The 13852-nt window shown below is 34.8% G+C and carries 13 protein-coding genes; 11 read left to right on the top strand and 2 right to left on the bottom strand.

Features of this window, described 5'->3' with window-relative positions; all coding sequences use genetic code 11:
* Positions 1 to 21: 21 nt before the first annotated feature.
* Positions 22 to 408 carry a bacillithiol system redox-active protein YtxJ gene (gene ytxJ, locus HM990_RS06320; RefSeq protein ID WP_178988118.1) on the bottom strand — a complete coding sequence of 129 codons (387 nt, stop codon included), beginning with the start codon at positions 406 to 408 and terminating at the stop codon, positions 22 to 24.
* Positions 409 to 681: 273 nt separating this feature from the next.
* Between ytxJ and clpB the strand changes: the two genes are divergently transcribed.
* From clpB to HM990_RS06290, 6 genes are all read left to right on the top strand, one after another.
* Positions 682 to 3291 (top strand): ATP-dependent chaperone ClpB, encoded by a 2610-nt coding sequence (gene clpB / locus HM990_RS06315; RefSeq protein WP_178988117.1) that lies wholly within the window; start codon positions 682 to 684, stop codon positions 3289 to 3291.
* Between the two features lie 176 nt (positions 3292 to 3467).
* Positions 3468 to 3848 carry a hypothetical protein gene (locus tag HM990_RS06310; protein WP_229719396.1) on the top strand — a complete coding sequence of 127 codons (381 nt, stop codon included), beginning with the start codon at positions 3468 to 3470 and terminating at the stop codon, positions 3846 to 3848.
* 520 nt (positions 3849 to 4368) lie between these two features.
* A complete protein-coding gene (gene deoC, locus HM990_RS06305; RefSeq protein WP_178988116.1) occupies positions 4369 to 5028 on the top strand; it encodes a deoxyribose-phosphate aldolase in 660 nt (219 codons plus the stop codon).
* 29 nt (positions 5029 to 5057) lie between these two features.
* Entirely contained in the window at positions 5058 to 5756 is a 699-nt protein-coding gene (gene deoD, locus HM990_RS06300) for a purine-nucleoside phosphorylase (protein ID WP_178988115.1), read from the top strand.
* A 46-nt stretch (positions 5757 to 5802) separates the two neighbouring features.
* Positions 5803 to 6255, top strand: a complete 453-nt coding sequence (locus tag HM990_RS06295) for a hypothetical protein (protein WP_178988114.1) — start codon at positions 5803 to 5805, stop codon at positions 6253 to 6255.
* A 13-nt stretch (positions 6256 to 6268) separates the two neighbouring features.
* Entirely contained in the window at positions 6269 to 6790 is a 522-nt protein-coding gene (locus HM990_RS06290; RefSeq protein WP_178988113.1) for a SixA phosphatase family protein, read from the top strand.
* Here HM990_RS06290 and HM990_RS06285 read toward each other — a convergent pair.
* Positions 6776 to 7561: a DUF6503 family protein gene (locus HM990_RS06285; protein WP_178988112.1), complete on the bottom strand. Its 786-nt coding sequence runs from the start codon at positions 7559 to 7561 to the stop codon at positions 6776 to 6778. The two genes, HM990_RS06290 and HM990_RS06285, sit on opposite strands and share 15 nt — an antisense overlap.
* A 148-nt stretch (positions 7562 to 7709) precedes the next feature.
* Between HM990_RS06285 and smpB the strand changes: the two genes are divergently transcribed.
* The 5 genes from smpB (at position 7710) to HM990_RS06260 (ending at position 13830) form a co-directional block, all read left to right on the top strand.
* Entirely contained in the window at positions 7710 to 8168 is a 459-nt protein-coding gene (gene smpB, locus HM990_RS06280; RefSeq protein ID WP_178988111.1) for an SsrA-binding protein SmpB, read from the top strand.
* Positions 8169 to 8356: 188 nt separating this feature from the next.
* Positions 8357 to 10825 (top strand): DUF5686 and carboxypeptidase regulatory-like domain-containing protein, encoded by a 2469-nt coding sequence (locus HM990_RS06275; RefSeq protein ID WP_178988110.1) that lies wholly within the window; start codon positions 8357 to 8359, stop codon positions 10823 to 10825.
* 9 nt (positions 10826 to 10834) lie between these two features.
* The gene (locus HM990_RS06270) at positions 10835 to 11239 is read left to right on the top strand and encodes a hypothetical protein (protein WP_178988109.1); all 405 of its coding nucleotides are present in this window, start codon (positions 10835 to 10837) and stop codon (positions 11237 to 11239) included.
* 5 nt (positions 11240 to 11244) lie between these two features.
* Positions 11245 to 11766 carry a hypothetical protein gene (locus tag HM990_RS06265; RefSeq protein ID WP_178988108.1) on the top strand — a complete coding sequence of 174 codons (522 nt, stop codon included), beginning with the start codon at positions 11245 to 11247 and terminating at the stop codon, positions 11764 to 11766.
* Between the two features lie 228 nt (positions 11767 to 11994).
* A complete protein-coding gene (locus HM990_RS06260; protein ID WP_178988107.1) occupies positions 11995 to 13830 on the top strand; it encodes a Xaa-Pro dipeptidyl-peptidase in 1836 nt (611 codons plus the stop codon).
* The last annotated feature ends 22 nt before the right edge of the window (positions 13831 to 13852 follow it).

The following is a 13852-nucleotide window of genomic DNA, read 5'->3' as shown; positions in this document are numbered from 1 at the left end:
ATTATTTAATAATAATTGAATTTATAAATACTTCTCTAAATCCATCTCATTAATCGCACCATGACTAGCATGTGCTACCACTACGCCATTCCTAATCACTAAAAGCTGAGGCGACTGATGCATCACTTGAAATTTATAACCTACTTCATTAGAAACATCTCTATAACTCAACAAATCTAAATAATACAAATCGGCATTATTGTCCAAATCATAAGCAGATACAAATTGCTTCATAACCATCCTGCTAATACCGCAACGCGTAGAATGTTTAAATATAAGTTGCGTTTTGGTTTTGGATTTTTCTGAAATACGATCTAATTGTGCTACCTCATTTAAAGGTTGCCAAGGCAATATTTTTTCTTCTTTAGATTTCTTTGACTCGGACGAACCGAATATTTTTTTAAACATCTTAAATTTTGTTTTAAAGTTCCTTTGACAATAGGAAACTATTTGCATAACTATAGTCGAAACATCATAACAACCTTACACACAGACAAAACGTCATTTAAAATTAAAGTAAATCAGTCATTTTGTCGTTTATTTCTTACTTTATTGAAATGGTAAGATTATTGCCTAAAGATAATCAAACACAATAACAATATAAAACATTGTCCATTCGAGTTTAGCCGAGACTTATTAACTTTCGACTGATCTCGATGTGACAGAAAAACAATATAAAAGATGAATTTTAATAATTATACCATTAAATCGCAGGAAGCGATACAGCAAGCACAGCAGCTTGCCCAAGGGTTTGGTCATCAGCAAATTGAAAATGAGCATATTTTTAAAGCGCTTTTCAATGTTGATGAAAATGTTCTCCCGTTCCTTCTTAAAAAGTTGAATGTTAATGTACCTCTACTTAAACAAGTATTGGACAAAGAACTCGAAAGTTTTCCTAAAGTTTCAGGAGGTGATATTATGCTCTCTCGTGAAGCCAGTAAATCTTTAAATGAAGCATCCATCATCGCCAAAAAGATGAATGATGATTATGTTTCTATCGAGCATTTAGTGTTGGCTATTTTCAAGTCAAAAAGTAAAATTGCCCAAATTCTAAAAGATCAAGGCGTTACTGAAAAAGGCTTAAATGCTGCTATCGAAGAACTGCGTAAAGGCGACCGAGTAACATCTCAAAGTCAGGAAGAAACTTATAATTCACTTAGCAAATACGCTAAGAATTTAAATCAATTAGCCAGAGATGGTAAATTAGATCCTGTAATTGGTCGTGATGAAGAAATACGAAGAATACTTCAAATTTTATCACGTAGAACTAAAAACAATCCGATCTTAGTTGGAGAACCTGGAACAGGTAAAACTGCCATTGCCGAAGGCCTAGCTCATAGAATCATCGATGGTGATATTCCAGAAAATCTAAAAGACAAACAAATTTTTGCCTTAGATATGGGCGCTTTAATTGCAGGTGCCAAATACAAAGGTGAGTTTGAAGAACGTTTAAAAGCGGTGATCAAAGAAGTCACCGAAAGTGATGGAGATATCGTTTTATTTATCGATGAGATCCACACTTTAGTTGGTGCTGGTGGTGGACAAGGCGCTATGGATGCCGCAAACATCCTAAAACCTGCTTTAGCACGTGGCGAACTGAGAGCGATAGGCGCAACCACTCTAGATGAATATCAAAAATATTTTGAGAAAGACAAAGCTTTGGAACGTCGTTTTCAAAAAGTAACCGTAAACGAGCCTGATACCGAAAGTGCAATTTCAATTCTTCGAGGAATAAAGGAAAAATATGAGACGCATCATAAGGTAAGAATCAAGGATGAGGCCATTATTGGTGCCGTTGAATTATCTGAACGTTATATAACAAATCGTTTTTTACCAGATAAAGCCATTGATTTAATGGATGAGGCGGCTTCTAAATTACGAATGGAAATCAACTCCAAACCAGAAGAATTGGATGTTCTCGATCGTAAAATTATGCAGCTTGAAATCGAACATGAAGCTATTAAACGTGAAAAAGATGAATCCAAATTAAAAAGCTTAAAAGCAGAATTGGCAAATCTTAAAGAAGAACGCAATGAGCTTAATGCGAAATGGAAATCTGAAAAAGAAGTCGTAGAAAACGTTCAGAATATAAAACAAGCAATTGAAAACTATAAAATTGAAGCGGAACGTGCTGAGCGTGATGGTAACTATGGAAAGGTTGCAGAAATCCGTTATGGCAAGATTAAAGATGCTACTGAAAAATTAGAAAAATTTCAAAAGGAATTAGCAGAACAACAAGATACCTCCTTAATAAAAGAGGAAGTCACTTATGAAGATATTGCTGAAGTTGTCGCTAAGTGGACAGGAATTCCTGTAACCAAAATGCTTCAAAGTGATCGTGAAAAGCTATTGAAACTTGAAGACGAATTGCACAAACGTGTCGTAGGACAAGAAGAAGCGATTGAAGCAGTCAGTGACGCGGTTCGTAGATCGAGAGCTGGACTCCAAAATCCGCACAAACCAATAGGAACCTTCTTATTCCTAGGTACAACTGGTGTGGGTAAAACAGAATTGGCCAAAGCATTGGCAGAATATTTATTCGATGACGAAAATGCCATGACACGTATTGACATGAGTGAATATCAAGAGCGTCATGCTGTAAGTCGTTTGGTAGGTGCGCCTCCAGGATACGTAGGTTATGATGAAGGCGGACAATTAACAGAAGCCGTAAGACGTAAACCGTATTCTGTAGTGTTACTTGATGAAATTGAAAAAGCACATCCAGATACGTTCAACATTTTATTACAAGTTTTGGATGAAGGTCGTTTAACAGACAACAAAGGTAGAATTGCAGATTTCAAAAATACGATTATAATTATGACCTCAAATATGGGAAGTCATATAATTCAAGAGCGTTTTGAAGCTACCAAGGATATTCCATCAGCGATGGAAGCCGCAAAAGTGGAAGTCTTGGCCTTATTAAAACAAAGCGTAAGACCAGAGTTTTTAAACCGTATTGATGATACCATAATGTTTACACCATTATCCAAGCAAAACATTGTTGATATCGTTGGTTTACAACTGAAAGGTATTACCAAAATGATAGCAAAACAAGGTATTACTTTTGATGCGACACCAGAAGCCGTAGGTTATTTGGCCGAGAAAGGTTATAATCCAGAATATGGAGCGAGACCTGTAAAGCGCGTTATTCAGAAGGATGTTTTAAATCAGTTGAGTAAAGAAATATTGGCTGGCAAAGTAACCACAGACAGTATCATTCTACTGGATGAATTTGACGGACAATTGGTCTTTAGAAATCAAAGTGATTTGGTCACTGAAGAATTAGAATAGATCTCAAATAATTTTGACTTTAACCGTAACAATTTAGGTTAAAAACAGTCTATATAATGATTGGTTGGTAAAAAGCAACACAATTTTCATTTACTTGAAAGGCGTGTTGCTTTTTCATTTCTATTCATTATCTTTATATAAACCGTTGTAAATCCATCCAAAATCAACCCATTCACATGATAAAACATTACAACTTACAAGACGCAGACATCTACATATTCGATAATTACATCATCAATCAAATACGTGAAGGCGTTACAGTAGAAGCACCTCACGACAAAGAATTAAACCAAATTGTTCAAGAGCATTTTAGCGGACAGGAAATTGTCTATATTTCCAACCGTATGAAATCGTACACAGTTGATCCTTTGATTTACCCCAAGGTGGAACAAATCCCGAATATTATTGCTGTTGCCATAGTTCCTAAAACCGCAATAATGCGACAAAATGCAGAATACGAAAAAAACTTCTACGACAAACCCTTTAAGATTTTTGACACCCTCAATGAGGCAATTATATGGGCAAATAAATTAGCCATGGCAGAAAGCGGTAAATAAGTTGTAATATATAATTGGCTTATCCAACATAAATCCCTTCTTATATTTGTATTACACAGCAATTGTAGGAATCAAACATCGGAATGTACAACAACAAAAAAATCTAACTAAAACCTATTATTTGGTGTGGGTTTGTTCATTATTAGCTAGTATTTCAAAAGCGTGAAACACACCCTGAATCCATAATGTCATTATACAATTCGACAAAAAATCTGATTGAAGCTAAGACATTTGAAGAGCGAATTTTAGACATTAAAAAGATTGTTTAATTTTTAAAAAAATTGTTTCCCTACAGTTATCAAAATGAATGCGTTTGATAGTTATTAACAATTATTCGACGAAATACATGATAAAATTAAAAATTTATTATGCCTTTTAACCGATAAAACCCTAATTTTGTCGAGCTATTTAATTCCAACGAAACTTTAAGACATTATTTATCTTGTGAGTAATCCCTCTACTTGTAGAGAATTGCTATAGCTAATTATTGCCTAAAAACCCCTAACATAAAAAATAAAAAATGGAATTAAATAGATATATAGACCACACCTTATTAAGTGCCTCAGCAACTGAATCTGATATTCTTAGACTTTGCGAAGAAGCTATAAAGTATAATTTTTACTCAGTCTGTGTCAACAGCTGTTATGTGCCTATTGCAAAACAGGCATTAGTACGATCTGGAGTTAAAATCTGTACGGTCGTTGGTTTTCCTTTAGGAGCCATGTCTACTGAAGCCAAAATATTCGAAGCTAAAAATGCTATCGATCAAGGTGCTACTGAGATAGACATGGTTATGAATATTGGCCGACTTAAAAGTAAAAATCATGTGGCTGTATTAAAGGACATTAATGCCGTAAAACGCGCTATTGGTCTTACCCCTCTAAAAGTTATTCTTGAAATCAGCGAACTTTCTAAAAACGAAATCGTCAAAGCCTGTGAAATCTGCATTGATGCTAATGCAGATTTTGTAAAAACTTCTACTGGATTCTCAAAAAGCGGAGCCACTTTAACTGCAGTAAAAATTATGAGAAAAACAGTTAAAGATCGACTAAAAGTTAAGGCTTCTGGTGGTATTAGAGATGCAGAAACTGCTCTTAAGTACATCGAAGTTGGTTCCGATAGAATTGGCGCTTCAGCTGGAGTTTCCATGATGAACAATCTAGTATCCAAAGCATCATAATATTGAAACACTTTGCTTAACTTTGTGGCATGAGTGTACATATTGAAGCCAAAAATGGCGAAATCGCAGAGACCATTCTTCTTCCTGGTGATCCATTAAGAGCTAAATGGATAGCTGAAACATTTTTTGAAAACCCTAAATGCTTCAATAAAGTCAGAGGCATGCTTGGCTATACAGGTACTTATAAGGGGAAACGGATTTCTACGATGGGAACAGGCATGGGAGTGCCTAGCATTACCATTTATGCCAATGAACTGATAAAAGACTATGGCGTAAAAAATCTTATTCGAGTGGGCAGTGCAGGTTCTTACCAAAAGCATGTCAAAATTAGAGACGTCGTTATTGCCATGGCTGCATCGTCCAATTCTGGTGTTAACGAACTGCGTTTTGGCGGCGCAAATTATGCGCCTACTGCGGATTTTGGCCTGTTCATGAAAGCTGTAGAGGCAGCGCGTTCTAAGAATATTCCTATTAAAGCTGGTAATGTTTTATCGTCCGATATTTTTTATGAAGACGATAAAGAAGCTTTCAAATTGTGGTCTAAATTTGGCGTATTGTGTGTAGAAATGGAAGCTGCTGGTCTATATACCGTTGCAGCTAAACATCTTGTAAATGCATTGGCCATTTTAACCATTTCAGATTCATTAGTTACTGGAGAAACCACAACAAGCAAAGAACGAGAGACTACCTTTAAAAGTATGATTGAAGTGGCTTTGGAGTTGGCTTAGGATTTTTTTATATCTTGTGGTAAGAATTTCATTCTATAAAAAGAAAATGGAAAACGTCATATTAAGAGATAAACTTTTAGGACCAATTTTAATTATCTTAGTAATAGGTACTTTCTGTTTTATAAAAATGAGTGGTTCGGTTTTTATTGCTGTTTTTTTATCTATATCATTCGTTATTCTTCTTAGTATAAGCATCTGTAGAACCGATCGCTATATTCACAATTATATACATGAAGATGAGGTGTTTACAATTGAATATCAAAAGAATTTTTCAAAAAATAAAATGAACACATTTTCTATTAATTCAGATTCGATAAGATCTTTCAAATTTTATTCAAAAACTTTTCTTGATCCTTTTCACAGAGTTTCGATTAATTATTTTGATGATGAGGATTATATCGATGAAAAGATTTTCAAAATAAACAACGATGATAAATTTATCAATCTTATCTACGAATTGAAAAAAGAAAAAAATAAGTATCTCAATTCTAATTTATAATGCGCTCATCATTTTGAAAAAACTAATCCTATTACTATTAGTCACGTTATTAGCTTTTCCATCTTGCATACAAAGGAAAGAAAAGACCGAAAAGAAAGAAGTTGTTTCAACTTATTACCTAATTAGACATGCGGAAAAAGACCGTTCTGATGACACCGATAAAAATCCTAATCTTACCGAAGATGGACTTCAACGTGCCGAAAACTGGGCAGAATACTTTGACAACGTAAAATTTGATGCTATTTATTCTACAGATTATAACCGAACGAAGCAAACAGCGACGCCAACGGCAAAAGCAAATCAGCTTGAACTTCAGTTTTACAATCCATCAAATTTAAAGATGGAAGAATTCATAGAAAAAACCAATAGAAAAACGGTTTTAGTGGTTGGTCATAGTAATACCACGCCAAAGTTTGTGAATGAATTGTTAGGCGAAGATAAATATGAAGATATAGCCGACGATAATAATTCTAATCTATATGTAGTGACCATTTCCAAAGAAGGAAAGTCTTCGGAATTATCAGTCGTTGAGTAATTGTACTTCAACGTTTTCAAGTTCTATTTTAGACAATAATATTAACTGATTGGCTTCAAAGGCTTTTCCTAAATTTTCAAGCGGAATTATCTGGTCTTCAGACTTATAATTATTATAATCCACAAAGCGTAAACTGTTTATGTAACGTTCGTTATAAGCTTCTCTAAAACGCATACCCACACCCTCTTCTTCATTATACGAATACGCTAAATAATCAACTTTAAACAATTCTTTATCAATCCAGTATATAAAAACATCTTCATGATCCTCACCTCCACCTTTGGCATTAAAAGTCACTTTGATTTTATGATAATCCTTGTCTTTAATAGTTTCAGTACCGAGTCTTGTTTTGTTAACCGCTTCATCATTCAATCCATAAGGTAAAACTGAAAAATAGTGTACGGAATTAACTGATGCTTCATATGCCTTAGCTATGGAATCTTCAAGCTTTACAAAGCTTTCATTATTATAACGTTCAAAACCTACATTACTCAACATATCGAACATTGAATCGTTATCCTTTACAGTTATTCTTACTAAAAGGAATTCATGATTTTTACGCAGTGCTTGATAATAGGTATCTCGAAATTCAAACTTAAGACTCGATCTTTTAAAGTTTTCGCCTCCTGAAACTTGAATCGATTTATTAAAAATTTCATTCGCAGTTAATTCTTTTATAGGTGCTTCCACTCCATTGTCGTTCAAAGTTGAATTTTCATTCTTGCAGTTAAAAAGCAATACAGCAAATAAGAGTATGAGATATTTTTTCATTAAGAATCTATTTAAAAACTTAAAGTCGTAAAATTAACAGTTTGATTACAATTGTCTTTCTGTAAAGCAATAATTCTTTGCATATCTGCAAGAAAACTTCCAACTTAGCGTTTCAAATTTCCAACTATAAAAACTATCTTTGTTTTCTATGCAAAGAACGGTAAACATACTCAATAGAAAAGCCAAGTTTCAATACGAAATTTTGGATAAATATACCGCAGGAATTGTCCTTACCGGAACTGAGATCAAATCCATCAGATCCGGAAAAGCATCCATTGCAGAAGGTTTCTGCGAGTTTAACGACCGAGGCGAACTTTTTGTAATTAACATGACAGTCGAAGAGTATAAATATGGCACGCACTATAATCATAGACCTAAAGCCGAGCGTAAATTATTGCTGAACAAAAGAGAGCTTAAAAAGCTGGAAAAAGAAGTAAATATCAAAGGAAATGCCATTATCCCAATGCGTTTGTTTATCAACGATAGAGGTTTGGCTAAACTTGTAATTGCGCTGGCAAAAGGCAAAAAACTCTACGACAAGCGCGAAACCATTAAAGATCGTGACAACAAACGGAATTTAGACCGTATTAAAAAAGTGTACCGCTAAACTTTAAGATTTCTATAACTTTCTACATTTTATTTTTAGTCTAAGTTTGAGATACCTATTTATCATTGATTTACCTCTGTGTATTTGGAAACCGTTGAAGTTTCACAATTTTAGGTAAAGAACTGGTGAATATGAGTGATTCCGATGCTCCGGGAGTATCAAACTTTTTTATCATCAATCAAAATCAAATGACTAAACATTTACTCAGTCTTTTTCTTATTGTAATGAGCACGTTCGTTTCCGCACAAATAACGGGAAACATCACTGACCAAAACAACGAAGCACTTCCCTTTGTAAATATTTTAATCGAAAACACCTATAAAGGCACGACGAGCAATGATGATGGTTACTACGAACTCAACATTTCAATACCAAAAACCTACACTATTGTTTACAGTTATTTAGGTTATAAAACGGTAAAAAAAGAAGTCGCTATTGCTGAATTCCCGTATCAATTGGACATCACTTTAGCTGAAGAATCGGTCTCGCTTAGCGAAGTCATAATAGATTCTGAAATCGATCCTGCCATTGCCATAATGCGTAAAGCCATTGCCCAACGAAAAGCCAATCTCGAAAAAACAAACTCGTATAAAGCCGATTTCTACTCTAGAGGATTAATTAGAATTAAAGATGCACCAGAAAAACTCTTAGGTCGGGAAATTGGCGATTTAGGAGGTGGCTTGGATTCTACCAGAAGTGGGATTATTTACTTATCTGAGACAATTTCTAAAATCCAGTTTTTAAGTCCAGATAAATTAAAAGAAAAAATTACGGCGTCAAAAGTTAGCGGTAACGATAACGGTTTTAGCTTTAATGCTGCCATGGATGTCGATTTTAATTTCTATAATAATACCATCGATTTTGGCAATGCAATTATTTCGCCAATCGCCAATAACGCCTTTGGTTACTATAATTATAAGCTCGATGGTGTTTTTTATGATGGTAGAGGAAATCTAATTAATAAAATCAAAGTGATTCCAAAACGAAAAAACGACCCTGTATTTTCCGGCTTTATATATATTGTGGAAGACCAATGGGATATTTATGCTTTGGAATTGGATTTAACAGGAACGCAAGCACGTATTCCTGTGGTGGATATCATTTCACTAAAACAGAGTTTTTCCTATTCAGAAGCAGATGACATTTGGGCAAAAATATCCCAGAGTATCGATTTTAAATTCGGAATGATGGGCATCAATGGTGATGGTCGATATACGGCGGTTTATAGTAATTACGAATTTAACACTGGACTGACTAGACAAGACTTTAGCAGAGAACTTGTCGCTTTTGAAAATGAAGCCAATAAAAAAGACTCCTTGTTTTGGAACACTATTAGACCTGTGCCCTTGACACTCGAAGAACGGACCGATTACGTAAAAAAAGATAGCCTTCAAACACTTCGGGAATCGAAACCTTATCTGGATTCCTTGGATCGTGCCAATAATAAATTCAAATTGGGAAATCTAATGGGATATTCCTATCAGAATTCGCACAAGGATTATAGCTTAGGATTTGATATTCCACTCATTGGTGGTGTGCAGTTTAATACGGTTCAAGGGTATGCCGTTAATGCCAATGTTTTTTACACAAAAAATTATGACGATTTTAAACGTTTTTTTAGTGCGAATGGAACGATTCAATATGGATTTTCAGATGAACGGTTACGTGCCACTGGCTCTCTGACTTATAAATTCAACAGTATAACCAATTCTTTTTTAAGTTTGTCTGGTGGCGTTTCAGCCGAACAATTTAATCCTTCCAATCCTATTTCGCCATTAATCAATTCGGTAAGCACCTTATTTTTTGAAGATAATTACATGAAATTGTATGACAAGAGCTTTGTCGGTCTTAATTATTCTGAAGAACTCTTCAACGGTTTTAGATTGTATACAGGCTTGAGTTACGAAAGGAGAAAAGCACTTTTCAACACCACAGACCAAACATTTACGAATGAAGACAATGATGCTTACACGAGTAATAATCCATTAGATGAGACGGCTTTTGGAGTAGCGCCTTTTGAAACGCATAGTATCGTTAAAGGACATGTTGACGTTCGGATCAATTTTGGACAAGAATACCTCAGTTATCCAGATGCTAAATATAATGTGAGCAATGACGATTACCCAACTTTATATCTGGGTTACGAAAAAGGTTTTGGTGCAACAAATACTGATTATAATTTTGACCAAATCAAAGCGCGACTTACTCAGGACTTTAATATTAAGGACAAAGGAAAATTTATATATAACCTTAAAGCTGGTAAGTTCTTTAATGCAGACGATATTGCTTTTATGGACTACCAACACTTTAATGGAAACCAAACGCATGTGAGTACAGATGGCAATTATACCAATGTGTTCAATAATTTGGATTACTATGCGGCAAGTACAAACGATGCTTATTTTGAAGGGCATGTAGAGCATGATTTCAATGGGTTTTTACTTGGAAAAGTGCCATTGCTCAACAAGTTGAATTTTAATTTAGTCGTCGGAGCACACCTATTGGCAACACCAGATTTTAATCCTTATCAAGAGTATTCTGTTGGTTTGGATAACATTGGTTGGGGCAAGTGGCGATTGTTGCGAGTGGATTATTTACGCTCATATCAAAGTGGATTTCAAAGTGATGCAATTGTATTTGGTTTGAAATTATTTTAATACTCTATTTTGAATAAGTATATCCTATTAGTCTTGATTTCTACGCTTTATTTCAATTGCAAAAATGAAAGTTCAGATTTAGACAATTTCACATCTGATGGAGAAACCAAAATGGCTTCTTACACATTTTGCTCAATCACTCCTAGTGAAGTCGAATATTCATACAGGATCGGTCACTGGACTTTCAAATATCCCAATGGTTTCAAAATTGCTGAAGGTAAATATGATATTTCAACAATTACAGTTGACAGTTTAGGTGGCTGTTCATATTCATATATCTCAAGTTCTATTAATATTGAAAAGTGGAAGTTTTGGAATAAAAAAGGTCAAGAAATAGAACCAACAAAAAGAATGATTAACTTAGTCCAACCAAATCAAAGAGAATCAGAAAATCCATTCGATCAAAATCAATAAAGTATATGAAAACGAATTTCACAGTTCTTATATTTCTTATTACAATAAATCTCTCAGCACAAGAAAAAAAAGACTACTCAAAAAATGTCGCTACTTTAGACAGTACAATTGCGACCTTATATTCCGTAATCTCTGGCGATAAAGGCGAAGCACGCAATTGGGAATTATTTAAGCATCTTTTTAGAAAAGATGCTAAACTCATTCCTACAGGAAAAAATAAAAAAGGTGAAACCACTATACGTTATATGTCACCAGAAGATTATATAAAAACTTCTGGAAAATGGTTAGTAGATAACGGTTTTCACGAGATAGAAATAAAACGGGAAACCCAAACCTTTGGGAATATTTCTCACGTTTTAAGCACCTATGAATCTTATAAAAGTAAAGACGATGAAGAACCTTTTATGCGTGGCATAAACAGTATTCAATTATTTAATGATGGAAAGCGTTGGTGGGTTATCAACATCTATTGGATGCAAGAATCTGATAAACATCCTATTCCTGAAGTTTATTTGCCGAAGGAATAATGAAAAGGGAATCAATTTCAGTTTCGGCTATTCAAGTTAATTTTAAATGAAACTTTCAGAATTGGCATCCAGAACGAAATGATCAATTACATAATTATGACGTCTATACCAATTTATCACCTCGCAACGATTCAAATTGAAAGAGCTAATTCATAATACAAAACAACTTCGTTGAGTTTTGATGAATTTAACTTACATTTATCCTATCGTTTTAAAATCAATCGTTATATGACATTTTCACTCAAATTAAGTCCAATTCTAAGTTTTGCTGTATTATTTTCTTTCATTGGATATTCACAAAATTCCACGGAGAAAGCAACACCGATTTTCAAGGATGGCGAAGCTCAGATAGTAGAAGCATTTAGTAATTCAGAAAAATGGATTAGACATGATTTATGGGTAGAAACAGAATTTGATACCGATGGCGATGGAGAACCAGATCGCATGCACGTTGCTGTAACACGACCGGAACAAACCGAAACTGAAGATTTAAAATTACCTGTAATCTATGTATCCAGTCCCTATTTTGCTGGCGTTGCAGCTGATGCTCCAGGCACTATGTGGGATGTCAATGTTGAATTAGGAGGAACTGCAAAAGAACGTTTTCATCCTGAAGTCACACGTCGCGGACAACGTCCAATTATTTCAAACTCGCATATAACAAAATGGGTACCAAGAGGCTATATCGTAGTACATTCCTCTTCGCCAGGCACAGGATTATCAGATGGCGCACCAACCATTGGTGGAAAAAACGAATCTCTAGCTCCAAAAGCAGTGATCGACTGGTTATGCGGACGTGCAAAAGGCTATACTGAAAGAGAGGGTAACGATGAAGTAATAGCTTATTGGTCAACAGGAAAAATTGGTATGACAGGTACGTCTTATAACGGGACATTACCTTTGGCAGCTGCAACTACAGGTGTTGAAGGTCTAGAAGCCATCATTCCTATTGCACCAAATACGTCTTACTATCATTACTATCGTTCCAATGGCTTAGTACGTTCTCCTGGAGGGTATTTAGGTGAAGATATTGATGTGCTTTATGACTTTGTGCATAGTGGCAAAGAAGAAAATCGCGCTTACAATAATAAAACTGTTAGAGATACCGAAATGAAAAATGGTATGGATAGAGAAACTGGCGATTATAATGAGTTTTGGTCAGGAAGAGATTATCTCAATCAGATGGATAAAATGAAAGCCGCCCTATTGATGTCTCACGGTTTCAATGATTGGAATGTAATGCCAGAACATAGTTACCGTATCTATAAAGCCGCCAAAGAAAAGGGATTGCCAACCCAAATTTACTATCATCAACTAGGACATGGTGGTCCTCCTCCAATGTCAATGATGAATCGTTGGTTCACTAAATATCTTCACGGCATTAATAATGGTGTAGAAAAAGAAGAAAACAAAGCTTACATTGTTAGAGAGCAAGATGATACCCAAGAACCAACGGCTTATAAAGATTATCCAAATCCTGATGCTTCTAATGTAACGCTTAATTTGACTGCAGGAGGCGTAATGTATGGTGGTCTAACGCTTAATTCCAGTTCAGTAAAATCTGAAACTTTATCTGATGATGCTACAATTTCTGGTAGAGAACTTGCTAAAGTGGCCTACTCCAAAAACAGATTGTTATACGTCACCCCTAAATTAAAAGATCACCTTCATATTTCGGGAGTACCAAAAGTGAGCATCACGTTATCTAGTAATCATGAAAGCGCAAATCTTTCGGTTTGGTTAGTATCTTTACCTTGGCAAGAAGGAGGAAAAATTACTGATAATATTATTACACGTGGTTGGGCAGATCCTAAAAATTACAAGTCTTTAACCAAAGAAGAAGATCTTGAACCAGGAAAATTCTATACCGTTAATTTTGATTTACAACCAGATGATCAAATTATTAAAGCCGGACAACAAATTGGATTTATGATTTTTTCAAGCGATAAAGAATTCACCTTACATCCAAAAGCTGGAACAAAACTAACCGTTCAATTAGATGAAACAACATTGACTTTACCTGTTGTTGGTGGAAAAGATGCTTTTATGAGAGCAACTAATTAAACTATATGCTTTTTTCTAAAAG

It is taken from the genome of Winogradskyella schleiferi (assembly GCF_013394655.1).
In the GTDB taxonomy this organism is placed as follows: domain Bacteria; phylum Bacteroidota; class Bacteroidia; order Flavobacteriales; family Flavobacteriaceae; genus Winogradskyella; species Winogradskyella schleiferi.
This window is presented reverse-complemented; position numbering and strand designations above follow the sequence as displayed.

Bases quoted from the DNA above. Each gene is read 5' to 3' on its own strand.
- ytxJ (WP_178988118.1), bottom strand. From the start codon at position 408: ATGTTTAAAAAAATATTCGGTTCGTCCGAGTCAAAGAAATCTAAAGAA.
- clpB (WP_178988117.1), top strand. From the start codon at position 682: ATGAATTTTAATAATTATACCATTAAATCGCAGGAAGCGATACAGCAA.
- HM990_RS06310 (WP_229719396.1), top strand. From the start codon at position 3,468: ATGATAAAACATTACAACTTACAAGACGCAGACATCTACATATTCGAT.
- deoC (WP_178988116.1), top strand. From the start codon at position 4,369: ATGGAATTAAATAGATATATAGACCACACCTTATTAAGTGCCTCAGCA.
- deoD (WP_178988115.1), top strand. From the start codon at position 5,058: ATGAGTGTACATATTGAAGCCAAAAATGGCGAAATCGCAGAGACCATT.
- HM990_RS06295 (WP_178988114.1), top strand. From the start codon at position 5,803: ATGGAAAACGTCATATTAAGAGATAAACTTTTAGGACCAATTTTAATT.
- HM990_RS06285 (WP_178988112.1), bottom strand. From the start codon at position 7,561: ATGAAAAAATATCTCATACTCTTATTTGCTGTATTGCTTTTTAACTGC.
- smpB (WP_178988111.1), top strand. From the start codon at position 7,710: ATGCAAAGAACGGTAAACATACTCAATAGAAAAGCCAAGTTTCAATAC.
- HM990_RS06275 (WP_178988110.1), top strand. From the start codon at position 8,357: ATGACTAAACATTTACTCAGTCTTTTTCTTATTGTAATGAGCACGTTC.
- HM990_RS06265 (WP_178988108.1), top strand. From the start codon at position 11,245: ATGAAAACGAATTTCACAGTTCTTATATTTCTTATTACAATAAATCTC.
- HM990_RS06260 (WP_178988107.1), top strand. From the start codon at position 11,995: ATGACATTTTCACTCAAATTAAGTCCAATTCTAAGTTTTGCTGTATTA.